The organism is Methylosinus sp. LW3 (genome assembly GCF_000527115.1).
Taxonomy (GTDB): domain Bacteria; phylum Pseudomonadota; class Alphaproteobacteria; order Rhizobiales; family Beijerinckiaceae; genus Methylosinus.
The window spans coordinates 215,363-240,408 of record NZ_AZUO01000001.1; the positions used below are offsets into that span (position 1 = coordinate 215,363).

Consider the following 25,046-nt stretch of genomic DNA (forward strand, 5'->3'; position numbering starts at 1 on the left):
GCGTTTCGGGCGCCATTTTGTGCGTTGCGGCGAAATTGGCAAGCGAAAACCTCCGGTCATCGTTAAAATGCTTCAAACTGATGAATAAACGACAAAATCTTCCTCGCCGCCCCCGCCTCTCGGGCGTCCGCGGCGAGCCGCGGCAGCGTCACGCCGCACAGTTTGGCCTCCGCGCCCCCCTCCGGCGGATAGCGGGGCGGCGCCTCGTCTCCCGGTCCCCATAGATCGACGAGACAGCGCAGCACCCCCGCGGGCTCGAATTCGGCCGGCAGAACGCCCCTGCCGCGCTCCTCTATCGCCCCGGCTATGGCCGGATGCGGGCGCGCCAGCAGGCGGCCGTGACGGCGGACGAGCGCGATCCGATCATCGCCGATGAGCCGCGCGAAAAACCCCCGCCCCTCCGCGAGATGGATCAGCTCGAGGCAGAGCCCGCTCTTGCCGGAGCCCGAAGGCCCCCGCAGCAGCACGCCGGCCGCGCCGATGAGCAGAGCATTGGCGTGAATCATGATCCGCTCCTCGACCTGCTCCTCTTCGGGAGGCGCGTCTTGGAGAGGCGCGCCGGTCATTTCGCCGCCGGAAGCCAGAGCACGAAGCGCGCGCCCAGCACGACATCTTCCGGCGCGATCTCGTCGGTTCCCTCCGGCTCCGCCCGCGTGCGGTTCATTGCGCGGATGCGGCCATTGTGCGCCTCGACGATCTGGCGGGAGATCGACAGGCCGAGCCCGGAATTCTGGCCGAAGCCCTGCTCCGGCCGATCCGTGTAGAAACGCTCGAAAATGCGCTCGAAGGCATGGGCCGGAATGCCTGGCCCGTCGTCGTCGACGATGATCTCATAGCCGTCGATCGGCTGCCCGCCCGGCCCCATCGCCTGCTCCGGCCGCAGATAGACGCGCACATTGCCGCCCTCCGCCGAGAAGGAGCGGGCGTTGCCGATGAGATTGTCGAACACTTGCGCGAGGCGCGAATCATGGCCGAGGATGCGCCAGCGCCGCCGCGGATCGGCGGGCTGAATGTCGAGCGTGATGGCGACGCCATCGCCGCGATCGAGGTCATGGGCCATGCCGACGACGGTCTTCAGCACGCCGGCGACATCGACGATGTCCATGTCGGCGCGGGCCAGCTCGGCGTCGAGACGCGAGGCGTCGGAAATATCGCTGATGAGACGGTCGAGCCGTCCGACATCGTGCTTGATGATGGTCAGCAGACGCGAGCGCGCGTTCTCGTCCTTGACGATGGGCAGAGTCTCCACCGCGCTGCGCAGCGAGGTGAGCGGATTCTTCAGCTCATGCGCGACATCCGCCGCGAAATGCTCGATCGCCTCTATGCGATTGTAGAGCGCGCGCGTCATGTCGCGCAGCGCGCCGGAGAGATGGCCGATCTCGTCCTGACGCTGCGAGAAATCGGGAATCTCCTGGCGCGATTTGACGCCGCGGCGCACGCGATCGGCCGCCTCGGCGAGACGGCGCATGGGCTCGGCTATGGTGCCGGCGAAGAACAGCGACAGCAGCAGCATCACGCCGGCCGAGACCAGGAAGATGCGGATGATGCCCCAGCGCTCCTGCGCCAGAATGGCGTCAATGTCGCCGCCGAGCGTGGAGAGCAGCAGCGCGCCGCGCACCGAGCGGAAGCGTTGCACCGGCACGGCGACGGAGATGATGGTCTCGCCCTTGGCGTTGGCCCGCACCACGGAGAGCGCGCCGCCGGTGAGCGCGGCGGCGACCTCGGGATAGGCTTTGCCATTGCCGGCGCCGATATCCTCATAGAGCGGCAGCTCCGGCCGGCGCGTCCAACGGCGCAGCGCATTTATGCCCTGCTCGAGATAGCCGGACGATTCGCTCGCGCCGCCCGGCGGGCCGAGATCGAAGCGCAGAATGTTGGAGCGGCCGGTGACGGAGCGCGAGTCGAGCAAGAGATAGCCGTCGCGATCATAGATGCGCGCGCGCGTGCGCGTCGGCGAGACGAGGCGGCGCAGCAGCGGGCCGATGCGCTCTGGATTGAGCGAGAACTCCATAGAGGGCTGGCTGCCCTCCGCGAGGCTGTAGCTCTCGCCCGGCGCGAGGCGCAGCAGCTTCTCGGGATCGATGGTGATCGCGTCCGTATCGACGGTCGCCGAGGCGGCGATCGCCGCGGCGATGATCTCGCCCTGCGTCTGCAGGCTCTGCACGCGCGCGTCGATCAGGCCTTCGCGAAATTGGTTGAGATAGAGAAAGCCGCCGAGCAGCGCCACGAGGCCGCCAAGATTGAGCACGACGATGCGGCGTGTGAGCGAGGACGACAGGCGCGACTGAATCGCGCGCGTGAGCCGCGCGAAGCGAACCGAGGCGGCGCGGCCAATTCGCTTTTGCCGCGCCTGCGTCTCGACGCCATGTTCATTGTCGGTCGTGGCTGTCATGAGCCGTTATGGGGCTTCCTTGAACCGATAGCCGACGCCATAGAGCGTCTCGATCATCTCGAACTCATTGTCCACGACCTTGAACTTCTTGCGCAGCCGCTTGATGTGGCTGTCGATGGTGCGATCGTCGACATAGACCTGATCGTCATAGGCGGCGTCCATCAGCGCATTGCGGCTCTTCACCACGCCGGGTCGCTGCGCCAGCGCTTGCAGGATGAGGAATTCCGTCACCGTCAGCACGACGGGATCGCCGCGCCAGGTGCAGGTGTGGCGCTCCGGGTCCATGACCAGCGCGCCGCGCTCCAGCACCTTGGCTTCCGATTCCTTCTGCGCGGCGGCTTCCTTGGGATTGGCGCGGCGCAGAATCGCCTTCACGCGCTCCACCAGCAGGCGCTGCGAGAACGGCTTGTGAATGAAATCGTCGGCGCCCATTTTGAGGCCGAACAATTCGTCGATCTCCTCGTCCTTGGAGGTGAGGAAGATCACCGGAAGGTCGGATTTCTGCCGCAGACGGCGCAGCAGCTCCATCCCGTCCATGCGCGGCATCTTTATGTCGAAAATGGCGAGGTCCGGCGGATTGGCGCGCAGCCCGTCGAGCGCGGCCGCGCCGTCGGTATAGGTTTGAACGCGGTAGCCCTCGCCTTCCAGCGCGATCGAGACGGAAGTGAGAATATTGCGGTCGTCGTCGACGAGAGCGATTGTCGGCATCTTCAACCTTTACTGTTAACGTCCGATATCGGGCTCGATGTTCGATTCGGGGCGCGAGCTCAGACTCTTGCGCCCGCGCGACTCGTCGTCTCGGCGGCTCGCCTCGCCGCTTTGGAACATCGCCGTTCGGGCGCCACGTTCCAAGGCGTTGGCGGCCGAAATGTGGCTAGCCTCGGCCATTCGCATGACGCTGGCTGAAAGAGGGCCGACGTTCCGCTTCGTGTCGCCTTATATACATAATCGCGACACAAATCACCTACCGCTGTCACAGGGACGAATCGCCGCGGAAACGGGCGGCGAAGCCTTCGCTCGCAAGGCTTCCGCAAAGCGTCGAAAATTTCGATAAAAAGCAAGATGTTGCCGGCGCGTCCGCAGCCGTGCGGGCGCAGCGCGCGACGCTCGCGCTCCCGCATGCGCGCGGCCCACGCCAAAAGCGACGCTCGCGCATCGACGGTAGCGTGATTCGCCGACGCTTTCGATTCGCGCTGCGCGGGTCGAGCTCACGTCGCCTTCAGCGCATGTGATCGTCGGAGAGCGGCGCGAGGCGAGGATTCCCTCGGTCGTCGATTCGTCATAGCCTGCGCGTAGCGTTCCGACGCCGAGCGAGTCGGCGCCGCGCCGGCATGGCCGCGCGCTCTCGTGTCGCGAGTCGCGTGCGATTTCATCACCTCTTCGTTTTCGACAGTGATCGGCGTCGCGCCGCACAGCGTTTCGGCCGCTCCTCGCGCGCTCGTTTGACGACGCGCGCGGGCGCGCTCTCTTCATCGGCGTGGCGCCGTCCAAAGGGATCGGCGCAATGAATCGTTTTCACACTCATCGTGCGGAGCTGCTGCGCGGCTCGCTCGCGATCGCGCTCCTCCTCGCGTCGCCGACATGTGCTCACGCGAGCGAAGAGGAGCTGCGTGCGGAGGTTCGAACGCTCATGGAGCGCTTGCACAAGCTCGAGGCGAGATTGGACAAGTCGCAAAAGACCACGCAGGCCGATAAGAAAAAGGAGAAGGAAGAAAAGCAGAAAGAGAAGGAAAAAAAGGAGGAGGCCGAAAAGAAGGGGCCGGATAATTTCCGCTTTCGGGGAATCACGATCACGCCCGGCGGCTTCATCGCGCTCGAAAGCGTCTGGCGAAGCCGCTGGGTCGGCGCCGACGTCAACACGCCGTTTCAGAATATTCCCTATAATTTCTTCGCGACGGGACATTCGAGCGAGTTCCGCTTCAGCGCGCGACAGAGCCGTCTGTCCATGCTGGTGAAGGGCGACATCGATCCTTTCACCAAGATCACCGGCTATGTCGAAACCGATTTTCTCGGCGCGGCGCAAACCGCCAATTCCAATGAGAGCAATTCCTACAATCTGCGCCTGCGGCAGATGTACACGAATATCGATTGGGATTCGTTCGGCGCGCATTTCATGGCGGGGCAGGCGTGGTCGCTGGTGACCTTGAACAAGGTCGGCATAAAGCCCGACACGACGATTCAGCCGCTCACCATCGATGCGCAATATGTTCCGGGCTATGTCTGGGCGCGGCAGCCCGGCATGCGCCTCACCGTGGATTTCAACAAGGAATTCTGGCTCGCCTTCGCCGCCGAGGGCGCCGCCACCACCTTCGCCGGCTATGGCTCCCTACCTCCGGGCTTCTTCGGCACGACCGCTCTGCCGCTGCAAAATCCGATATTGTTCGGACAAGCGGCGGGCGGCGGCCTCTTCAACATTGTGAACAGCTATTCGCTCAATCGCGCGCCCGATCTCATCGGCAAAGCCGCATGGGACGCCAATCTCGGCGACCGCATCGTGCATTTGGAGGGCTTCGGCCTGGCGCGCAATTTCACCACGCGCGCCTATTGGGGCAATCGCAACGCCTGGGGCGGCGGTTTCGGAGCCGGCATATTCGCGCCGGTTCTCCCCGGTCTCCTCGATTTCCAAGTCTCCGGCGCGATCGGCCATGGAATCGGCCGCTATGGCGCCGGGCAGCTCGCGGACGCGACATGGTCGGCCGTCGACGGCGGCCCGCTGCCGATCAACGAGCGCATGATTCTCATCGGCGGCGTGCTGCATCCGCGGCCCGATCTCGACATATACGCCTACGCCGGCGGCGAGTTCACGCAACGCAATCCGCAATATGTCGCCATACCGGGCAATGTCATTTTCGGCGGCTTCGCCAATCCCTATTTCAACAATCTGGGATGCAACATAGAGAATGAAGCGCTGACCACGACGGCCTTCCTCTCCGGCGGCACGGCGGCCAATGTTCCATTGGGCGGCGCTTTGGCCTGCGCCGGAATCATCAAAGACATTCGGCAAGTCACAGGCGGCTTCTGGCACACTTTGTACGAAGGGCAGTTCGGCAAGGTGCGCGGCGGCGTGCAATATTCCTATACGATCAAGGACGGCTTTTCCGGCATTGGCGGCGCGCCGCAGGCGCGCGACAGCATGGTGTTCACCAGCTTTCGCTATTATCCGTTCGAGGGCGCCGCGCCGACCATTCCCGTGCTCGCCAAATTCTGACGAAGCGCTGCGCGTCAGTCCGTCCAATCGAAGGAGCGCGTCACCGCCTTCGCCCATTTGCCGATGCGGCGCTCGCGCTCTTCCTTCGACATCGTCGGGCTCCATCGTTTCTCGGCGCGCCAATGCGCGGCGATCTCGCGCTTATCTTTCCAAAAGCCGCTGGCCAGTCCTGCGGCATAGGCGGCGCCGAGCGCCGTCGTCTCTATGCAGCGCGGCCGCACGACGGGAGCGCCGAGAATATCGGCCTGAAACTGCATCAGCAGCGCATTCACCGCCATGCCGCCGTCGACGCGCAGCTCCTCCAGCGCGACGCCGGAATCCTCCGCCATCGCTGCGACGATGTCGCGCGTCTGGAACGCCACAGCTTCCAGCGCGGCGCGCGCGATATGCGCTTTCGTCGAGAAACGCGTGAGGCCGGCGATGATCCCGCGCGCGCTCTCGCGCCAATAGGGCGCATAGAGGCCGGAGAATGCGGGCGTGAAATAGACGTCGCCATTGTCGGGAACGCTCGCCGCCAGCGCTTCTATATCCGCGCTCTTCTCGATAATTCCGAGATTGTCGCGCAGCCATTGCACCAACGCGCCGGCGATGGCGACAGAGCCCTCGAGCGCATAAACGGGCTTCTCCTCGCCGAGCTTATAGGCGAGCGTGGTGAGCAGGCCCTTGGTGGAGAGCCGCGGCGTCTCGCCTATGTTCATCAGCAGAAAACATCCTGTGCCATAGGTGTTTTTCGCGTCTCCCGGCGCAAAGCAGGCCTGGCCGATCAGCGCCGCATGCTGATCGCCGAGCGCGCCCGAAAGCGGTACGCCTGCGAGCGGCGCGCGGCAGGCTCCATAGATTTCGCTCGAGGAGAGAATCTGCGGCAGGCAGGCGCGCGGAATGTCGAAGAGCGCGAGCAGCTCGTCGTCCCATTGCAGCGTCTCGAGATTCATCAGCTGCGTGCGCGCGGCGTTGGTGGCGTCGGTGAAATGGCGACCAGTCAGATTCCAGGCGATCCACGAATCCATCGTGCCGAACAGCGCTTCGCCGGCTTGCGCTTTCGCGCGCGCGCCGGGAATGGTCTCGAAGAGCCAGAGCAGCTTGAGGCTGGAGAAATAGGTGGAGAGCGGCAGGCCCGTCTTCGCGCGCAAGCGATCCTTGCCGCCCTGCGCGGAAAAGCGCGCGACCAGCGCATCGGTGCGCGTGTCCATCCAGACGATGGCGTTGTGCAGCGGCGCGCCCGTGCGGCGATCCCACAGCAGAGTCGTCTCGCGCTGATTGGTGAGGCCGACGCAGGCGAGATCGGCCGGCGTCAGCCCCGCCTTCGCCAATGCGCCGGCGATGACGCTCTGCGTGTTGCGCCAGATTTCGGCCGCGTCATGCTCCACCCAGCCGGGACGCGGATAGATTTGCGCATGCTCGCGCTGGTCGAGCGCGACGATCTCGCCCTCATGATCGAAGAGGATGAAGCGCGAGCTCGTCGTGCCCTGGTCGATCGCGCCGACATATTTCGTCATGACCGTCTCCGCTTCTGTCCTTTCGTGTCGCGAAGACACGAGATGCGCTAAATGTTATGAGAGCGAAAACTCGAGGAACGGGTCCGAAATGACGAACCAGCCTACCGACGCATTCTTCGCCGCCTGGCGGACCTATCGCAAGATCGTCGACACGAATTACATGTTCCATCGCGAGATCGGCGAGCGCGTCGAGGAGATGCTGCGCACGGCCTTCGGCGACGAGGGTTTTTCCATTCTCGACCTCGGCTGCGGCGACGCCTCGGTCTTCGCGCCACGGCTCGCGCGGCTGAAGCCGAAGCGCTATGTCGGCGTCGATCTCTCCGAGACCGCGCTCGGCCTCGCCGCCGAGAATCTGAAAATTCTCGCCTGCACGGCGGAACTGCGCCGCGAGGATCTGCTCGCCGCGATCGGCGCCGGCGAGGAGCGCTTCGACGTCATTCATACGAGCTTCGCCGTGCATCATCTTTCGACCGAGCAGAAGGCCGAATTCTTCCGCCGCGCGGCCGCGCGCCTTTCGGAGCGCGGGCTGCTGCTGATGACCGATGTGATGCGCGAGGAGGACGAAACGCTGCCCCTCTATCACGCCCATTATGTGGAATGGCTGCGCCGCGACTGGAGCGAGCTGACGCTCGAGGAGCGCGAGACGACCTGCGCGCATCTCGTCGAGAACGATATGCCGGAGAGCTTCTCCATCCTGCAGACGCAGGCGCGCGCGGCGGGCCTCGAGGCGGCGCCGATCGCCGCCTTTCGCTGGCACAAGGTGGTGCGCTTCACGCCCCGCGCGGGGTGAGCGCGCGCGTCAGCCTCTCCGTCTGCGCGGCGTCGAAATGCAGGCCGAGCTTGGAGCGCCGCCACAGCACATCCTCGGCCGTGCGCGCCCATTCCTGCGCGCGCAGATAATCGAGCTCGGCCTCGGTGAGGCCGCAGCCCAAATCCGCGCCGAGATCGGCGAGAGATTTCGCCGGCTCCAGAAAGCGCCACGCCCGCGTCCCATAGGCGCCGGCGAGACGGCGCGCGAGGCGGGGCTCTAGAAACGGCTTGGCGCGCGCCAGCTCCGCGACAAAGGCGTCGAAGCCGGCCGCGCCTATGTCGCCGCCGGGCAGAATGGCGCCTGCCGTCCAGGCCGCGCGCATATTCGGAAAGAAGGGCGCGAGCGTTTCCAGCGCATGCTCGGCGAGGCGGCGCGCGGTGGTGATCTTGCCGCCGAAGATCGACAGCGCCGGCGCCTCTCCCGCCAGCGCGTCGAGATCGAAAGCGTAATCGCGCGTGACGACGGAGGCCTCCAGCGCGCCATCGTCATAGAGCGGACGAAGGCCCGAATAGCTCCAGACGACGTCGCTGCGCGCGATCTTCTTCTCGAAGAAATGATTCACCGCCGCGATGAGGTAATCCGTCTCCTCCTCGCTGATCGCGACCGGCCCCGCCGCGTCGGGAAAAGGAATGTCGGTGGTGCCGACGAGGGTGAAATCCTCCTCGAAGGGAATGGCGAAGATGATGCGCTTGTCCGGCCGCTGCAGCATATAGGCCTGCGCGCCCTCATAGAGCTTGCGCGTGACGATATGCGAGCCTTTCACTAGCCGCACATGCTTGCGCGAGCTGAGGCCGAGACGATGCTCCAGCGTCTCAGAGACGAAAGGGCCGGAGGCGTTGACCAGCGCGCGGGCGCGGACCTCCTCGAGCTTGCCGTCGGCGCCGGCGACGCTGGCGATCCATTGCGCGCCGTCCCGCCGTGCGCCGACGAGCCGCGCGCCGACGCGAATTTGCGCGCGGCGCTCGAAAGCGTCCAGCGCCTCCAGCGCGACGAGGCGTGAATCGTCGACGCGGCAATCGTAATAGGAGAAGCCGAGGCGATGATCAGCGGTCAGCGGCGCGCCGAATCTCGAGCCGGCGAGCGCGACCGTCGAGGAGCCGGGGATGCGCTTTCGCCGCGCCAGATGATCGTAGAGCAGCAGCCCCAGCCGCACGAGCCAGGCCGGGCGGATCGCGCGCTCATGCGGCAGGATGAATTGCAGCGGGTGGATGATATGGGGCGCAGCGGCGAGCAGCAGCTCGCGCTCGGCCAAGGCCTCGTGAACGAGGCGGAACTCATACTGCTCGAGATAGCGCAGCCCGCCATGGACCAGCTTGGTGGAGGCGGAGGAGGTCGCCGCGGCGAGGTCCTTTTGCTCGAGCAAAAGGACGTTCAGCCCACGTCCGGCGGCGTCGCGCGCTATGGCGCAGCCATTGACGCCGCCGCCCACGATAAGGAGATCGAAGACCATTGCCGGCTCCCCCCGCGATTTTGCTCGCGAGGAGAGTAGAGCCGAGAGCTGAAAGATTCACCAGCGGCCCTCTCCCGCGGACGGGGAGGGTGAGGGAGGGGGCCTGCGGGGCTCCCTTCCCGTTCTTCCGTGGAATCGCTTACTCGGAGGCGCGTGAGCGCGGCGCGGAATGGTCCGGCCGGCGTGCGGCGGCCGGCTTGGCGCGGCGGCGCTGCTGCTGTTGCGGCGGACGCCCATGCTCTGCGGGCTTGCCCGGATGGCGCGCGGCGCGGCCCGGCTCCTGATGCGTGCGGCGATGCTCGTGCGGACGGCGCGGCGAGTCGCTCTCGGCCGGGGCGGCGCCCGGCGCGCTGCGGCGCTCGGTGATCGGCAGAGTCTGGCGCGTCACGCGCTCGATCTGCTTGAGCAGCGAGCGCTCGCTATTGTCGCACAGCGAGACGGCGGCGCCCGTCGCGCCGGCGCGCGCGGTGCGGCCGATGCGGTGGACATAGGCCTCGGGCGTTTCCGGCAGCTCGAAATTCACGACATGGGAGACGCCGTCGATATCGATGCCGCGCGCGGCGATATCGGTGGCCACCAGCGCGCGGGTGCGGCCGGAGCGGAAATCCTCGAGCGCGCGCTGCCGCTGATTCTGGCTCTTATTGCCGTGGATCGCCGAGGCGCCGACGCCATTCGCGTCGAGATGCTGCGCCACGCGATCGGCGCCGCGCTTGGTGCGCGTGAAGACGATGGCGCGCGAGAAGCCCGGATCGGCGAAAAGCTCCACCAGAACGTCCCGCTTGGCCGCGCCGTCCACCATGATCACCCGCTGGTCCACACGCTCGGCCGTCGTCGCCGCCGGCGTCACCTTCACGGTGATGGGGTCGCGCAGCATGTCGTCGGCGAGCGAGGCGATCTCCTTCGGCATGGTGGCCGAGAAGAAGAGATTCTGCCGGTCCTTGGGCAGGCGCGAGACGATCTTGCGAATGGGGACGATGAAGCCGAGGTCGAGCATATGATCGGCCTCGTCCAGCACGATCGTCCGCGTCGACTCGAGCCGCAGATGATTGGAGGAGACATGATCGAGCAGGCGGCCGGGCGTCGCGACGAGAACGTCGAGCCCGCCGGCGAGCATGCGGATCTGCGGGCCATGGGCCACGCCGCCGACGATGACGCCGATGCTGATGCGGGCGAATTGCGCATAGGCGCGGAAGCTGTCGGCGATCTGCGCGGCCAGCTCGCGCGTCGGGGCGAGCACCAGAGTGCGCGTCGTGTTGGGGGCCGGGCGGCGGCGGTCCTCGAGCAGCCGTTGCAGGATCGGCAGAGCGAAGGCGGCGGTCTTGCCGGTGCCGGTCTGCGCGATGCCGAGCAGGTCGCGGCCTTGGAGGAGAGCGGGAATCGCCTGAGCCTGAATCGGCGTGGGCGTCGCATAATTTTCCTGCGCGAGCGCGCGCAGAATGACCTCGGCGAAGCCGAGATCGGCGAAATTGGTCACTGCGTAACTTTCGAAATAGGCCGCATGTGCGCGAGAATGTCTCCCGTGCGAGGCCATGCAGCGATGGATGGGAGACCTGCCCCGCGTATCGGGCCGTCATCGTGATGAGGACCCGCTCTACGGCTCCGATCCCCTGTGGGAAGCGATCCACGCGGCCGGAACGAGTCACGCTGCATTGCAGCAATAACGTAGGTAAAGAGAATTCAAGGCTCTGTCAATCGGCAATTGCGCCGTTTGCGTCATTGCCGCGGTTTGGCCGCGCTCGGCGGGCGGGGCCGCGGGCTATGCTTCGCGCGTTCGCCGCCATATAGAACGTAAGGATATTCCGAACCCTCGAAGGCCGCGATCATGCTCGAAGCCCTCCGCGCTTTTCTCGATGAGGTCGCCGCGCCGGCGCGCCCACGGCCGCTGGAGGCGTCCGATTATCGGCTCGCCGCGGTCGCGCTTCTGGTGCATCTCGCCTCCATAGACGGGGAGTTCGACGACGGCGAGCGGGCGCTGCTGCTTAAGCTCGTCGAGAGCCGCTTCGGCCTCGACCACGCCGCCGCCCGCGCGCTGATCGAGGCCGCGGCGGAGAGCGAGCGCGAGGCCGTCGATCTCTACCGTTTCACCCAGGTGCTGAAGCGCCGGCTCGACGAGGACGGCCGCCGCGTCGTCATCGGCATGTTGTGGGAAATGGCCTATGCCGATGGCGAGGTCCATGAATTCGAGGAGAATGTGATCTGGCGCGTCGCCGAGCTGCTCGGCGTCTCCACGCGCGATCGCGTCGCGCTCCGTCAGGCTGCGAAGGACGCGGATAAGCCGGTTCCGCCCGGCCCCTGGGGAGGCTGAAGACATGAGCGACGCCGCGACCACCACCATCGTCACCGGAGCCTCGGACGGCATCGGCCTGGAGCTGGCCAAGCTCTTCGCCCGCAAGGGCCATCATGTCACCCTGGTCGCCCGCCGCCGCGAGCGGCTGGAGGCTTTGGCCGGCGAGATCGAGGCGGCCGGCGCGCCGGAGCAGCCGCTGGTCGTCGATCTCGACCTCTGCGAGACGGGCGCCTGCGAGAGTCTGGCCGAAACTTTGAGCGCGGCCGGGCGCAAGCCCGAGATTCTCGTCAATAACGCCGGCTTCGGCCTCGTCGGCCGTGTGGCCGAGCTGGACGCCGCCGAGCAATTGGCGATCGTCGATCTCAATATTCGCGTGCTGACGGCGCTGACCTTGCGCTTCCTGCCCTCGGTCATAGAGACGCGCGGCGGAATCTTGAATGTCGCCTCCGTGGCCTCCTTCATGCCGGGGCCGGGCTTCGCCGTCTATTACGCCAGCAAGGCCTATGTCCGCTCCTTCAGCGAGGCCTTGGCCGAGGAGCTGAAGCCGCATGGGGTGCGCGTCACCGCGCTCTGTCCCGGTCCGGTGCAGACCGGTTTTCAGGCCCGCGCCGGCTTCGACTATAAAGGCGAGATGAAAGCGGTGAAGCCCGCGCTATTGCCGGCCGAGGAGGTCGCGCGGCAGGGCTATGAGGCGCTGTTCTCCGGCCGGCGCGTGGTGGTGCCGGGCTTGGTGAACAAATTCTTCGTCGCGGCGGGACGTGCGGCGCCGCGCGCGATTCTTCTGCCCCTGCTGGCCAAGGCGCAGCAGGCGCGCTGAAGATTGTCATCGTTGAAACGCCGCGAGCCCGACGGCGCTTTCGCGCGTCGGGCTCGCAAATTCCTGCCGGCTGAAAAGATCAGGCTTCCTGAGCCTTGACCTTCAGCACCTGCCGGCCGCGATAAATGCCGGTCTTGAGGTCGATGTGATGCGGACGGCGCAGCTCGCCCGAATCCTTGTCCTCGACATAGGTCGGCGCCTTGATCGCGTCGGCGGAGCGGCGGAACCCGCGCTTCATCGGGGAGGTTTTTCGCTTCGGAACGGCCATTTGTCTCGATCTCCAACTCCCCGCATCGGGGGCGGGGTGAAAACTCGTGCGGGCCGCATACACCAAATCCGCGTGCATGGCTAGCCTGGACCGGACTCCGCTTCGCCTCGCTCACGGCGACGATAGCGCTTCGCCGATCCGATCCGTGAGATTTTTCTCGATTGCGGCGAGGTCCGGCTCGTGATCGGCGTGGCGGAGCAGGAACAGCGACCGTCGCCCCGGAGCCTGCTCGAAAAAATCCTTCAGCAGGAGCTGAACATGGCGCTCGAGATGTCGGTCGCGAACGAGGCCTTCCTTCAAAAACAGCTGCTCCCACCAGCGTGGGCTCGCCCACACCAGATGACCGTGCATCGGCCATCCCTTGGCGTCGCAGTCCATGTGACGCCAGAAGGATTCGGCGCCGGCCTGTCGCCACTCCGGCAAATAGGGATCGAAGGCGAGGCCGAAGATATCGTCACTTCCGATCATCGGCGAATTGATCAGCGCGAAGCCTTCGGGGGCGACGATCTCGCGGATGCGGCGAACATATTTCGGCAGCTCGATCGGGTTCAGATGTTCCAGAATATCCATGCCGACGAAAACATCGAAGGCTCGATCGAAGGCGATGTCCAGAAGGTCGCCATATCTCAGCTTCCGCAGCACATTGGGGAAAGCGAGGATGAAGGCGATATGGCTGAGCTCGACGCCGCACACATCGACGCCGCGATCCGCGAGCACGCTGAGAACCGGACCGCTGAAGCAGCCGAGCTCCAAGCAACTCCTCGCGCGGAGGCCCAGGGCGATCGCGGCGGTCACGCGCTTGTCGCGGTCGATCGTCGGCGACCAGACTCCGAGATGATCGTAATATCGATTTTCATCGATCATGCGCGCCATCCAGGCGAAATCTTCGTCTCGGGAGGCGTGGAAGATCGTCCGCTCCCCTTGCGAGCGGACATATTTGCGCGGAGCGACTTTGGTGAGGTCCGGAAGCTCGATCGCGCCGACCCGCAGGAGGCTGTGACGGGAGAGAAATTCTGGGCTGTCGGCCACTCCTCGCGCGATCGAGGCGAGCGACTCGCCATTGCGCATCGCCAGCATATAGCCGTTGAAGCCAATCTCGTCCGGCTCGCGGCCGAGCAGGCCAGAATAGAGCGCGCGGAGCGCTTCGCCGCGGGTCAAGGAGCCCTCGACGCTCGCATCGGCGTCCGATCCGGCAGCGGTCTCTCTCGACACGGCTGCGTCCTCGCTCGCCGCGCTCTGAGCTAGGCCGAAAAGTCTTTGATGAAAACTGACTTTTTGCCTATCTTCATCTGGATATACGGTCATTCTATCCATCCTGTATCAAATATGATTTTCAAATATTTCAATGTTGAAACGGATAGGCTCGCCGCTTGCGCGAAGCAAGACTCGAATTTGACGGATAGCCACGCGCCGCCCCGCTTGATCGTGTCGAGCTTCGGCTCCATATACCGCCCCGAGGCGCCGACTCCGGGCCTCGCAGATTCTTCGCAAGAGAAGCGCCGCGAGGGCTTCGTTATGGCACGACTGCCGACGCTGAATTCCCCCTTCCTCCTGGGGTTCGACGAGATTGAACGCGCGCTGGATCGCGTCACACGCTCGGGCTCCGATGGTTATCCGCCCTATAATATCGAGAGGTTGCCGGGCGGCGATTCCTGCCCGGATCGGCTGCGGCTGACGCTGGCGGTCGCCGGCTTCACGCGCGAGCAGCTGGAGATTTCGCTCGAGGAGAGCCAGCTCGTCATTCGCGGCAAGCAGGTGGACGATCGCGAGCGCCAGTTCCTGCATCGCGGCATAGCCGCGCGGCAGTTTCAGCGCGCCTTTCTGCTCGCCGAGGGGATGCAGGTGCTGGGCGCCGATCTCGTCAACGGGCTCTTGTCCATCGATCTGGCGCGGCCGGAGCCGGAGCGCGTCATTCGCAAGATCGAGATAGCGACGCCGGAGGAGCCGGCCAAATGAAAAGGGGCGCCTCGCGGCGCCCCTTCGTCTTCGCAGGTCTTTTCGAGAGAGACCTCGGGGGGATGGCTCAGCCGGTCGTCTGCTCTTCCTGCTCGCGCACGGTCATGGCGTTGCCGTGCCAGACGAAATCGTCGAAGAGGCAGGCGTCCACGAACATCACCGGCAGCAGAATGTCGCGCGTCAGCAGAGTGACAGGCGTGCGCCAGGAGAGCCGCCAGCCGGCGATGCGGGCGAGGAGGCACTCGGCGCCATAGAGCGCGGCGAGAATCGCGCCCGCCGTCAGCGCCACATTGGCGTCGAGCAGATGCGCCGCATAGGCGCCTGTGATGACCGGCATGAAGCTGCCATTCATGAATTCCGGCGCGAAATAGGCGGGGAAGGTGACGCGGCGCAGACGCGCCCAGCGCACATGGCGGGAGTAGACCTCATGCGCCGTGCGATGGCCGAGCGGCTGCTCGAAGGGCATGTCCACGAGCCGCACCTTCATCTTTTGCGCGCGGATGATCTTGGTGGAGGCGGCGTCCTCGGCGATCTCGGCGCCCAGAGCGCGAATGCCGCCGGCGCGCTCCAGCACCTCGCGACGCCACATCATATTCTTGCCCTGCGCGAAGCCGATGCCGACCGCCTCCGCGCCATATTGCCAGCGCGCCTGGAAGGTGTTGAGGAAGGCGCATTCCACTTCCGCCCAAAAGCCCTTGGGGCGAGAGCCGATCGGCATGGAGATGGAGAGCGCCGTGTCGTCGCGGAAGGCGGCGAGCATGGTCTGAATATAGTCCGGCGGCAGCAGAGCGTTGGAGTCGGCGAGCACGACCCAGGAATGGCGCGCGGCGTCCCAGCCCTTCACGCAATTGTTGAGCTTGGGATTGACGCTCACATAATCGTCGCCGACGAGCAGCCGAGCGGAAATATGCGGATGCGCGGCGATGAGCCGCTCGACCAGCGGAATCACCGGATCATTGGCGCATTGCACGCAGAACAGCGCCTCATAGCTCGGATAGTCGAGCGCGAAGGTGGAGCCGATCGTCTCCTCGCTGAAGGTCTCGAGCCCGCGCAGCGGCCGCACGATGCTCACCGGCGGCGCATGGGCGGGAACGCGCAAATTGCGGGGGCGGGCTTTGCAGCGAAAGGCGGCGATTGCGATGCTGGCGAGGTTGAGCGAGAGCAGCGTCGCGCAAAAGGCGGCGCACACATAGGCGATGATCATGCGTGTTCCCTGCCTGTCACTTTCGGGATTCGAGACGGGCGGCGGCCTGCGCCTGCGCCAGCGGGCGGCGACGGCTGCGCAGCCCCGGAGCGGGCCAGACCGATATTCCGCCTGACAAGGAGCTCAGCTCTTGGCAAAAGGGGGGCGGCGCGAGAATCTTGTCGCGTCGCGCGGTCCTCGCACTCTCCTCCTGCCGAAGTTTGCTCATGACCACTCCGATCGTTCGCTTCGCGCCCTCGCCGACCGGCCGCATCCATATCGGCAATGCGCGTCCGGCCCTGCTGAACTATTTGTACGCCCTCTCCCACCATGGAAGATTCGTGCTGCGATTCGATGACACCGATTTGGCCCGCTCGAGCGAGGAGTTCGCGCAGGCGATCGAGGTCGATCTCGCTTGGCTCGGCGTGCGTCCGGATATGGTGGTGCGGCAGTCGCAGCGCGTCGCGCACTATGAAGCGGCGGCGGCGCGTCTCGAGGCGGCGGGCCTGCTCTATCCCTGCTACGAGACGCCGGAGGAATTGGAGAAGCGCCGCAAATTGCAGCAGGCGCGCGGCCTGCCGCCCGTCTATGACCGCGCCGCGCTGAAGCTTTCGGCGGAGGAGCGCGCGCGGCTCGCGGCGGAGGGACGCAAGCCGCATTGGCGTTTCAAGCTGCCGGCGGGCGTCGTGGAATGGCGCGATCTCGTGCGCGGCGATTGCGCGATCGACTGCGCCACATTGTCCGATCCGGTGCTGCTGCGCGAGGACGGCAGCTTTCTCTACACGCTCCCTTCAGTGGTGGACGACATAGAGCTCGGCGTCACCCATGTGATTCGCGGCGAGGATCATGTGACCAATACGGCGGTGCAGATTCGCCTGTTTCAGGCGCTGGCGCCGGGGCATGCGCATCCTGTTTTCGCGCATCACAATCTTCTCGTCGGCGGCGCGGGCGAGGCGCTGTCCAAGCGCACCGGCTCGCTCGCCATCGCCTCGCTACGCGAGGAGGGCTATGAGGCACTCGCCGTGGCGGCGCTGGCGGTGCTCACCGGCTCGTCGGACAGCGTCCATGCGGTGCGCTCGCTCGGCGATCTCGCGCATTCTTTCGATCTCGCGCATCTCTCGCGCAACGCCGCGCGCTTCGATCCCGCGGATCTCGGTCCGCTCACTCATCGCACTCTGGCGATATTGGAATATGACGATGTGCGCGAGCGCTTAGAGGCGCATGACATCGTCGGCTTCAAGGCCGAGCCCTTCTGGCGCGCCGTGCGGGGGAATGTGGCGAGCTTCGCCGATGTGCTCGACTGGTGGCGCGTCGTCGAGGGCGAGATCGGGCCGATCCGTGAGGATGCGGAATTTTTGGCCAAGGCGCAGGCGCTGCTGCCCGCCGAGCCCTGGGACGAGACCACATGGTCGGCCTGGACCAGCGCGGTGAAGGCGGGCACGGGCCGCAAGGGCAAGGCGCTGTTTCATCCATTGCGCGTCGCGCTCACGGGCGCGGAAAATGGACCGGAATTGTCGCTGCTGCTGCCGCTGATCGGCCATGCGCGGGCGGTCGCGCGACTCTCGGGGGCGTGAGGGCGCGCGCCCTCAGAAGCACCGCACCTGCGCTTCCGCCTGGGCGCGGCGCAACTCCTCCAGCGCCTCCTTGGCGAGGCGCGAGTTGCGGAACAGCGAGCCGATCTGCCCCGCCTGCTGATCCATGCTGGCGACCGTCTCGGCCGAGACATAGCGCTCATAGGGCAATATGGAGGCGACGATGTCGATGGAGCAGGAGCATTGCTCCAGCGCCTGCCGCGAATCGCCATTGGCCTTCATGCAGCCGAACACATAATCCGCCCGCGCCGATGTCGGATAATCATTGAGATCGGCGGCGCGCGCGGGAATCGTGGCGGCGAGGGCGAAGAGGCAAGCGACGGCGGCACGGAGCATAGGTCGATCCTGTGATGGGCGACGGCCCCGTTGGCCTAGCGCAAGCGCATGGCCAATCGCAAGCGTTCCTACGCTTGACAAAAATAAATAGGAGTCCTAATAAAACTCCATGACGCCCTTCGACGCCATCACCACGCCTCTTCCCCGCCGACTGCGCGAGGGGCTCGACCGAATCGCCGCCGCCATGCGCGCCGATGAATGGGGCGTCGCCGAGGAGGCCGGGCTCACCCCCACGCAATTGCATGCGCTCACCTTTATCGCCGGCCGCGGCGAGGCGGGGCTGCGCCTACGCGCGGTGGCGGAGCATTTGGGCGTCACCCAGCCCACCGCGACCGATTCCATCGCCGCGCTCACGCGCAAGGGCCTCGTCACCAAGCTCGCCGATCCCACCGACAAGCGCGCCATCGCTATTCGCGTGACGCCGGCAGGCTGCGACGTCGTTCGCGCCATCGGCCTCGCCATGACCTCCGCCGAAAGCGCGCTGGAGACGCTGACGCCGCAAGAGCAGCAGACGCTGCTCGATCTGGTCATCAAGACGATCCGCGCCTTGCAGCAGGCCAAAGCCATTCCGCCGCAGCGGCTCTGCGTCAGCTGCCGCCATTTCCGCCCGCACGCTCATGCCGACGCCGAGCTTCCGCATCATTGCGCGCTCGTCGACGCGGCTTTCGGCGGCCGCCATTTACGATTGGATTGCCCGGAGCACGATCCCGCGCCGCCCGCGGCGAGCGAGGAGGCTTGGAGCCTCTTCGCGCATCGCGACGCGCAGCAGGCCGGCGCCTGAGATGCGCAAATCTTCGAGCCGCTCCGAGAGGGCGCGCCCGAGCAAAAGAGAGGAGGACCAAGGCCATGGCGACGAAAGCGACTTTCTATCACGCCGGATGCCCGGTTTGCGCGGATGCGGAGACCGCCTTCGCCAAAGCGCTCGACCCCAAAGTCTTCGACGTCGAGATCGTGCATCTCGGCGAGGACAAGACGCGGCTCGGCGAGGCCGAGGCCGCCGGCGTCAAATCCGTGCCCGCCTTCGTCATCGACGGGCGCGCTTATCACATTAATTTCGGCGCCGATCTCTCCGCGCTGAAATAGACCACTGACGACCCCCGCCGTTGTCACTTCGGCGACTCCGAACTGCCTCGCCGAGCAATGCTCGCGCGAGGCCTTTTTTCAGCGAACTCTGTCCATGAACCTTATGATCGAAACCCTATTCGCGGCGCCGGCGCTCATCTCTCTGGGTCCGCGCGCGGCGCCGAGCGGCATCGCCAAAAGCGCAGCGCCGCCGCCTTGGCGCATATTGAGCGACGGTCTCTGCGGCGATTGTCAGGGCGATTTGCGCCACCATGGCGGGCCGGAGAAGGCGCTGCATCACTATCCGCGCGATCATTACGACGCCTGGGCGAAGGAGGAGCCGGAACTCGCCGATGCGCTCGCGGCGCCGCCGGCCTTCGGCGAGAATATTTCGACTCTGGGCGTGACCGAGCGCGACGTCTGCATCGGCGATGTCTTCACATTCGGCTCGGCGCTGCTGCAGGTGAGCCAGGGCCGCCAGCCCTGCTGGAAGCTGAATGTGCGTTTCGCGCGGCCGGATATGGCGCGGCGCGTTCAGACGAGCGGTCGCACTGGCTGGTATTACCGCGTGCTGCGCGAGGGCGTCGCCGAGCCGGGCGCGTCTCTCCAGCGCGTGGAGCGGCCGCTGCCCGATTGGCCTTTGTCGCGGCTCAATGAATTGCTCTATCTGCGCATGCTCGATCGCGATGCGCTGGCGCAAATGGCGGAGCTGGCGTCGCTGGCGCGCAATTGGCGAGAGCTGGCCGCGCGCCGTCTCGCGCGCGGCGCGGTGGAGGACTGGTCCACGCGCCTCGAAGGCGCGTGAGAGCCTCGCGCGGTTCTGAACGCAGGCGGCGCGTCAGGCCGGCAGCAGGCCCTTGCGCAAATTCTCGCCCGCGAGCGTGATGATGCGGCCGACGGCGGCGGGATCGGCGAGCCACGCCTCTATGCGCGGATGGGTGAGCTGCGCCGGCGTGCTGCGGCGATAGACCTTGTAACATTCGGACAGAAAATATTTCAGCGACACGAATTCGCCGACCTCGCTCGAGAGATGATAATTCTCGAGCTTGAATGTGTAGCTACCCTGCACGCCGAAATATTCGCCGATCGGCGGATAGATGGGGAATATCTCCGCGCGGCCGAGATCGTCGATCGCGTAATAGTCGCCATTGACGGGCGCCGGAGTCGGCAGGCCGGCATGGGCGAAAAATTTCTTGGCGAGATCGAAGAGCACGAATGGCCGCGGATGCACCAGCGAATACATGAACACGCCGCGGCGCGACCAATTGGCGATCTCGCCGGAGAGATCCATGCCGTATTTGCTCTTGCCGGTCTCGACCAGCTCGTTCACGGCGTCGTTCCAGACGTCGAAATAGCCGAGCGCCTCGAACACATTGCGATTGAACAGCGCATGCGCCTCCTCCACTGAGAGGCCGCGGCGAAAGGCGAAGACGGCGAGCGCCGAATGATAGGGGCCGACGGGGCCGAGGGTCGGCGCATGGCCGCGCGTCGCGTCGAGCAGATAGACGAGATCGGGATGGAAGGCGGAGAAGGTGATCGCCGGGATCATGATCACTTTGTCCAGCAGCTCGCACAGCTCCGCCGAGCCGCCGCCGCGCACATGCCCGTGCAGAAACTCGTGGCTGAACACATAGTCGTAGGTGGCGAGCGTCTTGGCGAGCAGCTTTATGTCGGCGCGCGTCTTGGCGATCGCCGAGAAATGCGAGACGCGCGCGGAAGGGTCGAGCAGCTTCATCGCATAGGCCAGACCGAAAGCCTGGCAATTGCCGATGACGGCGATGCGCGGCCCGGTGAGGCGTGGCCCTTTCGAATAGAAGGGCGCGAGCCGCGGCTCGACGAGATGATTGTACCAGGAGCGGATGATCTGCCGGTCGATCTGAGACAACATGCGCGCGTTATGCCATTTCGTCGCGGCCCGAAATCGAAGTCGGCGCCGAAGGATGACAAGCGCCCGGTCGCCGTTTATGCTCCCGGCCGCATCGATGAGGCCGCCGCATTCATCCCATTCCGGCGCGCTGTTCTCGCCTTTGTGAGGGCGGACCGCGCGTCTTAGATGAACCCGACTCGACGAGCCATACGGCCGGCGGCTTTCCAGGAGACCGACAATTGGCGGAACATCCCTATAGCTCCCTACCCGACCATCGCTTCTGGCGCAAGGCGGTGACGCAGACGCCGCCCTTCGCGATCGACCCCATTCTCTCCACGCCGTTCAAAATCTCGCTGAAAGACAAAGTGGCGACCGGCGGGAGTTGTTTCGCGCAAGAAATAGCCCAGAAACTAAAGGCCAGCGGGTACCACTATTATCTCGCCGAGCAGCCGCCGGAGGGCATGTCCGCCGCCGAGGCGGAGCGGCGCAATTATTCGATGTACTCCTGCCGCTACGGCAATCTCTACACCACGACGGCGCTGCTCCAGCTGTTCGACCGCGCCTATGGGAAGTTCCAGCCAGAGCTCGTGCATTGGGTGCGGCAGGAGGACGGCCGCATCGTCGATCCTTTCCGCCCGAGCATAGAGCCGGACGGCTATGACACGATCGACGACATGCTGGCCGAGCGCGAGCGGCATTTTGCCGCCGTGCGCAAAATGTTCGAGACGCTGGACGTCTTCGTCTTCACCTTCGGCCATACCGAATCCTGGCGCTGCCGCAGCGATGGCGCAGTGCTGCAGCAGGCGCCCGGCGTCGCCGGCGGCGTGTGGGATCCGTCCGTCTTCGCCTTCCACAATATGACCGTCTCGGAAGTGGTGCGCGACTTCCTCGCCTCCGTCGATCGCATTCGTTCCGTCAATGCGAATGCGCGCATCATTCTCACGGTCTCGCCGGTCGGCATCATCGCCACTTATGAGGATCGCCATGTGCTCGAGGCCAATTCGGCGATCAAGGCGATTTTGCGCGCGGCGGCGGACGAGGTGGTGCGCGCGCGGCCCAATATCGCTTATTTCCCCTCCTATGACGTCGCGACGGCGCCGCCCAATGTCGCGCGTTTCTATCGGGAGGATGTGCGGCGCATAAATCCCTTCGGCATCAGCCAGACGATGCGCCTCTTCTTCGACCATTTCACCGAGCGCGAGACGCAAACGGCCAAGATCGAGCCGCTGAAATTCGACGTGGCGGCGGAGGCGGAGAGCAATTCCCGCATCGTCTGCGACGAAGAGGCGATCGAAACCGCGTGACCTCGGCGCGTTTCCCGCCGCATCGGCGGGAAACGCGATCTTCGTTTCCCGAAACTAGAGCTTATATATCCTCTGTCGCAGTTCGAACGGAGGATCGCCTCATGGTCACGGGCTCGCTCGCGCTCGCCGTCGCCGGCGCTTTCACGGGGGCGTCTCTCTACGTCAATTTCGTCGAGCAGCCCGCGCGGCTGAAGCTCGACGACAAATCGCTCATGAAGGAGTGGGAGACGTCCGATCATCGCGGCTTCGCCTTGCTCGCCGGCCTCTCGCTCCTCTCGGCCGTTCTCGGCTTCATCGACTATAAGACTTCCGACGATGCGCGCTGGCTCGCCGGCGCCGCGGTGATCGTCGCCGCCTGGCCTTTCATGTTCTATGCGGTCTCGCCGCTCGACAACCGCATTCTCGCCTTGATCTCGGCCGAGGACGGCGCTGATGCGCGCAAGGCGATCGAGCTGTGGGGCAAGGTTCAGCTCGCGCTCACAGCGCTCGGCGCGCTCGCGGTCGCGCTCTTCGTCTTCGCCAACGGCTGAGGCGTCGCGGCCGAAGATTCGACATCATGCTCGTCGATCCTCCCTCTCCAACAGAAGGAGGATCGACATGACACGCTCTTTCGCCCTCGCGCTTCTCGCGCCTTCGGCGCTGCTGGCCGCGGCCGCTCTGGCGTGCGGTCCTGCGGCCGGCGCCTCGTCCAATGATCCGCGCGGCGTCTGGCTGCGGCCGGAAGGCGGCGTGCGGTTCAGCTTCTATGATTGTGAGAACGGCAAGCTGTGCGCCAAGGTCGTCGCCGCGCAAAACGCCGAGGATCGCTCCTCCATAGGCGCGGTGATTCTTCGCGGCGCCACGCAGACCGGCCCCAATCATTGGGCCGGCCAGATCTTCAATGTCGAGGACGGCAAGACCTATGACGGCTTCGTCACTGTCGACAGCCCGACGCGATTGACGCTGAAAGGTTGCCTCTGGGGCATGTTGTGCAGCGGCGAGACATGGACGCGCGTTTCCGCTCCGCCCGCCGCCCATGCGATGGTCGATGATGATCTGAGATAGGCGCCTCTCACGCGGAGCGATCACATCTCGTTGGAATAGACGCGGATCGATCGAATCTCGAAGCGCGCCGGCAGCGCGCTCTTGTCGATCGGTCCGCCCCAGGAGCCGCCGAGCGCGAGATTGATGCGAATACGCATCGGCTGGCGCAGCGGATCGTCGGGGCCGCGCGGCGCGACGGCGAGCACTTGCCGGCCGTCTATGGAGACGGCGATGGTCTCCGCGCTCCAATCCAGCCGATAGACGTGCCATTGCGAGGACAGAGTCGGCACATTGGTCTCGGCCGACCAATTGGTCAGCTCGTCCAGCGTTGGACCGGCATGGGCGCTGGTGAAGACGATGTTCGGATGCTTGCCGACCGCCTCCACTATATCGATCTCGCGATAGGGCGGGCCGTCGTCGCCGCCGAGCATCCAGATCGCCGGCCATGTGCCCGCGCCTTTCGGCGCGCGCGCGACCACCTCAACGGCGCCATAGCGCATCGAAAAGCGTGAGAAAATGCTGCCGGATGTGTATTCCGAAGTGAGCGTCGAGCGTGTCCAATCCTTGGAGGCGCCATCGTAGCGGGCGTTCAGCACGCCTTCCGCGCGGCCTTCCAGCGCCAGCGCGCCATTGGCGACGAAGACATTCTCGGGGCGATAATATTGCGCCTCGTGATTGCGGATGAAGCCGATCTCATAGGACCAGAAATTTTGATCGAGCCCGCCGGCGCGCGAGAAATCCTCCTCATGGACGAGACGCGGGGGCGCGCGTTTCGGCTCGGCGGCGAGGCTTCGCTCGGCGAAGGCGATCGTGGCGACGCCGAGCGCGCAGAGCAGCAGCGCGGCCATGCGCCGGCCGGCGCGCGTCGTGACGAAATCGAAGGACGGCGCGGCCTCGCGCGCATCGGCGCGACGCAGCAGGCGGCGACGCAGAACGGCGAGCAAAGGCTTCTCGATGAGGAGATGCACGACGACGCCCGCGGCGATGGAGAGCGTCAGCGTCGCAATGACGGCGATGACGCCGACGACCGGCCGCTCGACCGGCAGATGCAGCGCGCGCGTGGCGACGCGCGCCAGAGTCAGCACGATCGGATGCGCGAGATAGATGGAATAGGAGGCGTCGCCGAGCAGCATCAGCAGGGAGGAGCGCCCGAGCTTGCCGTGCGCTTCCGTCGCCAGCAGGCCCAGCAGCAGCCCGGCCGAGGCGAGACCCACCGTCTGCACGCGGGCGACATCATCCGCATCGAACATGGCGACGATGACGAAGAGGCCGCCGACGATGAGCGCCGCCGCCGTGGGCAGCGAGATCTTCGCTATGTTTCCGCTCACATAGAGATAGCCGACCGCGGCGCCGATGACGAATTCGAGCGCCATCGGATTGCAATAGATGTGCAGGAACGGATCGCGGGGCAGAAAGGCGAGATAGAAGGCCGTGGCCAGCGAGAAGAAGCCGGCGAGAATCGCCAGCCGCAGGCGCGGCGAGGGTATGACGAGCAGCGCCGCGAACACGAGATAGAAATAAATCTCGTAGTTCAGTGTCCAGCCCAGCTTGAAGAAGGGCGTGTAATTGCTCTCCAGCGGATTGAAATGCGGAATGAACAGCAGCGACAGCGCGACATGATCGAAGGTCACGAGATTATGCAGCATGGCCGTCGGCCAAGCCACGCAGACGGCGAGTATGGCGAGGGTGAAGATCCAATAGAGCGGCGCAACGCGAATGATGCGGCGCGCCAGAAACGCGCGCGGCGCGATCGGCCGCTCCGTGGTGACGACCATCATGATGAAGCCGCTGATGACGAAGAAGAGATCGACTCCGCCGGCGCCGAAGGCGCGCGGCGTCGGCCAATAGAATTGCTCGGTGTAGACGCCCGTATGAATGAAGACGACGAGGATCGCCGCGGCCGCCCGCAAATATTGGACGGCGCGGATTTCCGCGGTTCCGTTCACGCTGCTGCCGGACAACGCCGCTCCTTTCGAGACAATTCGACGCCGCGG

24 protein-coding genes are annotated in these 25,046 nt (G+C 65.4%); 12 read left to right on the forward strand and 12 right to left on the reverse strand.

The features are described 5' to 3' along the window. Positions 1-62: 62 nt before the first annotated feature. The 3 genes from METLW3_RS0101035 to METLW3_RS0101045 are packed head-to-tail and all read right to left on the reverse strand — an operon-like array spanning position 63 to position 3,100. Positions 63-566: an aldolase gene (locus tag METLW3_RS0101035; RefSeq protein WP_024878174.1), complete on the reverse strand. Its 504-nt coding sequence runs from the start codon at positions 564-566 to the stop codon at positions 63-65. Then, the gene (locus tag METLW3_RS0101040; RefSeq protein ID WP_024878175.1) at positions 563-2,392 is read right to left on the reverse strand and encodes a stimulus-sensing domain-containing protein; all 1,830 of its coding nucleotides are present in this window, start codon (positions 2,390-2,392) and stop codon (positions 563-565) included. Before METLW3_RS0101040 ends, METLW3_RS0101035 begins: the two co-directional genes overlap by 4 nt. Positions 2,393-2,398: 6 nt before the next feature. Beyond that, positions 2,399-3,100: a response regulator transcription factor gene (locus tag METLW3_RS0101045; protein WP_018267279.1), complete on the reverse strand. Its 702-nt coding sequence runs from the start codon at positions 3,098-3,100 to the stop codon at positions 2,399-2,401. 796 nt (positions 3,101-3,896) lie between these two features. Between METLW3_RS0101045 and METLW3_RS0101065 the strand changes: the two genes are divergently transcribed. Next, positions 3,897-5,600 carry a hypothetical protein gene (locus tag METLW3_RS0101065; RefSeq protein ID WP_024878176.1) on the forward strand — a complete coding sequence of 568 codons (1,704 nt, stop codon included), beginning with the start codon at positions 3,897-3,899 and terminating at the stop codon, positions 5,598-5,600. 14 nt (positions 5,601-5,614) lie between these two features. Here the strand turns inward: METLW3_RS0101065 and glpK are convergent, their stop codons facing one another. Next, positions 5,615-7,096: a glycerol kinase GlpK gene (gene glpK / locus METLW3_RS0101070; protein ID WP_024878177.1), complete on the reverse strand. Its 1,482-nt coding sequence runs from the start codon at positions 7,094-7,096 to the stop codon at positions 5,615-5,617. Between the two features lie 88 nt (positions 7,097-7,184). Here glpK and METLW3_RS0101075 point away from each other — a divergent pair, with 88 nt between their 5' ends. Beyond that, positions 7,185-7,886, forward strand: a complete 702-nt coding sequence (locus METLW3_RS0101075; protein WP_024878178.1) for a class I SAM-dependent methyltransferase — start codon at positions 7,185-7,187, stop codon at positions 7,884-7,886. Here the strand turns inward: METLW3_RS0101075 and METLW3_RS0101080 are convergent. Further along, positions 7,867-9,357, reverse strand: a complete 1,491-nt coding sequence (locus METLW3_RS0101080) for a glycerol-3-phosphate dehydrogenase (protein ID WP_024878179.1) — start codon at positions 9,355-9,357, stop codon at positions 7,867-7,869. The two genes, METLW3_RS0101075 and METLW3_RS0101080, sit on opposite strands and share 20 nt — an antisense overlap. A gap of 139 nt (positions 9,358-9,496) precedes the next feature. Further along, positions 9,497-10,831, reverse strand: a complete 1,335-nt coding sequence (locus METLW3_RS0101085) for a DEAD/DEAH box helicase (RefSeq protein WP_024878180.1) — start codon at positions 10,829-10,831, stop codon at positions 9,497-9,499. A gap of 348 nt (positions 10,832-11,179) precedes the next feature. Here METLW3_RS0101085 and METLW3_RS0101095 point away from each other — a divergent pair, with 348 nt between their 5' ends. Beyond that, a complete protein-coding gene (locus tag METLW3_RS0101095) occupies positions 11,180-11,662 on the forward strand; it encodes a TerB family tellurite resistance protein (protein WP_024878181.1) in 483 nt (160 codons plus the stop codon). Between the two features lie 4 nt (positions 11,663-11,666). After that, a complete protein-coding gene (locus tag METLW3_RS0101100) occupies positions 11,667-12,461 on the forward strand; it encodes an SDR family oxidoreductase (RefSeq protein ID WP_024878182.1) in 795 nt (264 codons plus the stop codon). A 79-nt stretch (positions 12,462-12,540) separates the two neighbouring features. On the opposite strand, the gene rpmF is transcribed toward METLW3_RS0101100, so the two are convergent. Together rpmF and METLW3_RS0101110 are read right to left on the reverse strand one after the other, a co-directional pair. Next, positions 12,541-12,729, reverse strand: coding sequence for a 50S ribosomal protein L32 (gene rpmF / locus METLW3_RS0101105; RefSeq protein ID WP_024878183.1), 189 nt, complete (start codon positions 12,727-12,729; stop codon positions 12,541-12,543). 111 nt (positions 12,730-12,840) lie between these two features. After that, the gene (locus METLW3_RS0101110) at positions 12,841-13,941 is read right to left on the reverse strand and encodes a methyltransferase domain-containing protein (RefSeq protein WP_024878184.1); all 1,101 of its coding nucleotides are present in this window, start codon (positions 13,939-13,941) and stop codon (positions 12,841-12,843) included. A 303-nt stretch (positions 13,942-14,244) separates the two neighbouring features. Between METLW3_RS0101110 and METLW3_RS0101115 the strand changes: the two genes are divergently transcribed. Beyond that, entirely contained in the window at positions 14,245-14,685 is a 441-nt protein-coding gene (locus METLW3_RS0101115; RefSeq protein ID WP_024878185.1) for an Hsp20 family protein, read from the forward strand. Between the two features lie 67 nt (positions 14,686-14,752). Here METLW3_RS0101115 and METLW3_RS0101120 read toward each other — a convergent pair whose 3' ends face one another. After that, positions 14,753-15,889 carry a ceramide glucosyltransferase gene (locus METLW3_RS0101120; protein WP_024878186.1) on the reverse strand — a complete coding sequence of 379 codons (1,137 nt, stop codon included), beginning with the start codon at positions 15,887-15,889 and terminating at the stop codon, positions 14,753-14,755. A gap of 206 nt (positions 15,890-16,095) precedes the next feature. Here METLW3_RS0101120 and METLW3_RS0101130 point away from each other — a divergent pair, with 206 nt between their 5' ends. Continuing rightward, complete coding sequence (locus tag METLW3_RS0101130; protein ID WP_024878188.1) at positions 16,096-17,442, forward strand: glutamate--tRNA ligase; 1,347 nt, start codon at positions 16,096-16,098, stop codon at positions 17,440-17,442. Between the two features lie 12 nt (positions 17,443-17,454). Here METLW3_RS0101130 and METLW3_RS0101135 read toward each other — a convergent pair whose 3' ends face one another. Continuing rightward, positions 17,455-17,796 carry a hypothetical protein gene (locus METLW3_RS0101135; protein WP_024878189.1) on the reverse strand — a complete coding sequence of 114 codons (342 nt, stop codon included), beginning with the start codon at positions 17,794-17,796 and terminating at the stop codon, positions 17,455-17,457. Positions 17,797-17,905: 109 nt separating this feature from the next. On the opposite strand from METLW3_RS0101135, the gene METLW3_RS0101140 reads away from it, so the two are divergent. From METLW3_RS0101140 to METLW3_RS0101150, 3 genes are all read left to right on the forward strand, one after another. Next, the gene (locus METLW3_RS0101140) at positions 17,906-18,577 is read left to right on the forward strand and encodes a MarR family winged helix-turn-helix transcriptional regulator (RefSeq protein ID WP_024878190.1); all 672 of its coding nucleotides are present in this window, start codon (positions 17,906-17,908) and stop codon (positions 18,575-18,577) included. Positions 18,578-18,642: 65 nt separating this feature from the next. Continuing rightward, positions 18,643-18,879 carry a thioredoxin family protein gene (locus METLW3_RS0101145; RefSeq protein WP_024878191.1) on the forward strand — a complete coding sequence of 79 codons (237 nt, stop codon included), beginning with the start codon at positions 18,643-18,645 and terminating at the stop codon, positions 18,877-18,879. A 94-nt stretch (positions 18,880-18,973) separates the two neighbouring features. Continuing rightward, on the forward strand, positions 18,974-19,663 hold the full coding sequence (locus METLW3_RS0101150) for an MOSC domain-containing protein (protein WP_024878192.1): 690 nt from the start codon (positions 18,974-18,976) through the stop codon (positions 19,661-19,663). 33 nt (positions 19,664-19,696) lie between these two features. Here METLW3_RS0101150 and METLW3_RS0101155 read toward each other — a convergent pair whose 3' ends face one another. Further along, positions 19,697-20,746: a WcbI family polysaccharide biosynthesis putative acetyltransferase gene (locus tag METLW3_RS0101155; RefSeq protein WP_024878193.1), complete on the reverse strand. Its 1,050-nt coding sequence runs from the start codon at positions 20,744-20,746 to the stop codon at positions 19,697-19,699. 218 nt (positions 20,747-20,964) lie between these two features. On the opposite strand from METLW3_RS0101155, the gene METLW3_RS0101165 reads away from it, so the two are divergent. The 3 genes from METLW3_RS0101165 to METLW3_RS0101175 all read left to right on the forward strand — a co-directional run bounded on the left by METLW3_RS0101165 (position 20,965) and on the right by METLW3_RS0101175 (position 23,073). Then, entirely contained in the window at positions 20,965-22,029 is a 1,065-nt protein-coding gene (locus METLW3_RS0101165) for a GSCFA domain-containing protein (RefSeq protein WP_024878194.1), read from the forward strand. Between the two features lie 101 nt (positions 22,030-22,130). Continuing rightward, a complete protein-coding gene (locus METLW3_RS0101170; protein WP_024878195.1) occupies positions 22,131-22,559 on the forward strand; it encodes a DUF1772 domain-containing protein in 429 nt (142 codons plus the stop codon). A gap of 67 nt (positions 22,560-22,626) precedes the next feature. After that, positions 22,627-23,073, forward strand: coding sequence for a DUF2147 domain-containing protein (locus tag METLW3_RS0101175; protein WP_024878196.1), 447 nt, complete (start codon positions 22,627-22,629; stop codon positions 23,071-23,073). Between the two features lie 20 nt (positions 23,074-23,093). On the opposite strand, the gene METLW3_RS0101180 is transcribed toward METLW3_RS0101175, so the two are convergent. Beyond that, positions 23,094-25,013, reverse strand: a complete 1,920-nt coding sequence (locus METLW3_RS0101180) for an acyltransferase family protein (RefSeq protein WP_024878197.1) — start codon at positions 25,011-25,013, stop codon at positions 23,094-23,096. Between the last annotated feature and the right edge of the window lie 33 nt (positions 25,014-25,046).

Bases quoted from the DNA above. Each gene is read 5' to 3' on its own strand.
- METLW3_RS0101035 (WP_024878174.1), bottom strand. From the start codon at position 566: ATGACCGGCGCGCCTCTCCAAGACGCGCCTCCCGAAGAGGAGCAGGTC.
- METLW3_RS0101040 (WP_024878175.1), bottom strand. From the start codon at position 2,392: ATGACAGCCACGACCGACAATGAACATGGCGTCGAGACGCAGGCGCGG.
- METLW3_RS0101045 (WP_018267279.1), bottom strand. From the start codon at position 3,100: ATGCCGACAATCGCTCTCGTCGACGACGACCGCAATATTCTCACTTCC.
- METLW3_RS0101065 (WP_024878176.1), top strand. From the start codon at position 3,897: ATGAATCGTTTTCACACTCATCGTGCGGAGCTGCTGCGCGGCTCGCTC.
- glpK (WP_024878177.1), bottom strand. From the start codon at position 7,096: ATGACGAAATATGTCGGCGCGATCGACCAGGGCACGACGAGCTCGCGC.
- METLW3_RS0101075 (WP_024878178.1), top strand. From the start codon at position 7,185: ATGACGAACCAGCCTACCGACGCATTCTTCGCCGCCTGGCGGACCTAT.
- METLW3_RS0101080 (WP_024878179.1), bottom strand. From the start codon at position 9,357: ATGGTCTTCGATCTCCTTATCGTGGGCGGCGGCGTCAATGGCTGCGCC.
- METLW3_RS0101095 (WP_024878181.1), top strand. From the start codon at position 11,180: ATGCTCGAAGCCCTCCGCGCTTTTCTCGATGAGGTCGCCGCGCCGGCG.
- METLW3_RS0101100 (WP_024878182.1), top strand. From the start codon at position 11,667: ATGAGCGACGCCGCGACCACCACCATCGTCACCGGAGCCTCGGACGGC.
- rpmF (WP_024878183.1), bottom strand. From the start codon at position 12,729: ATGGCCGTTCCGAAGCGAAAAACCTCCCCGATGAAGCGCGGGTTCCGC.
- METLW3_RS0101115 (WP_024878185.1), top strand. From the start codon at position 14,245: ATGGCACGACTGCCGACGCTGAATTCCCCCTTCCTCCTGGGGTTCGAC.
- METLW3_RS0101120 (WP_024878186.1), bottom strand. From the start codon at position 15,889: ATGATCATCGCCTATGTGTGCGCCGCCTTTTGCGCGACGCTGCTCTCG.
- METLW3_RS0101130 (WP_024878188.1), top strand. From the start codon at position 16,096: ATGACCACTCCGATCGTTCGCTTCGCGCCCTCGCCGACCGGCCGCATC.
- METLW3_RS0101135 (WP_024878189.1), bottom strand. From the start codon at position 17,796: ATGCTCCGTGCCGCCGTCGCTTGCCTCTTCGCCCTCGCCGCCACGATT.
- METLW3_RS0101140 (WP_024878190.1), top strand. From the start codon at position 17,906: ATGACGCCCTTCGACGCCATCACCACGCCTCTTCCCCGCCGACTGCGC.
- METLW3_RS0101145 (WP_024878191.1), top strand. From the start codon at position 18,643: ATGGCGACGAAAGCGACTTTCTATCACGCCGGATGCCCGGTTTGCGCG.
- METLW3_RS0101150 (WP_024878192.1), top strand. From the start codon at position 18,974: ATGAACCTTATGATCGAAACCCTATTCGCGGCGCCGGCGCTCATCTCT.
- METLW3_RS0101155 (WP_024878193.1), bottom strand. From the start codon at position 20,746: ATGTTGTCTCAGATCGACCGGCAGATCATCCGCTCCTGGTACAATCAT.
- METLW3_RS0101170 (WP_024878195.1), top strand. From the start codon at position 22,131: ATGGTCACGGGCTCGCTCGCGCTCGCCGTCGCCGGCGCTTTCACGGGG.
- METLW3_RS0101175 (WP_024878196.1), top strand. From the start codon at position 22,627: ATGACACGCTCTTTCGCCCTCGCGCTTCTCGCGCCTTCGGCGCTGCTG.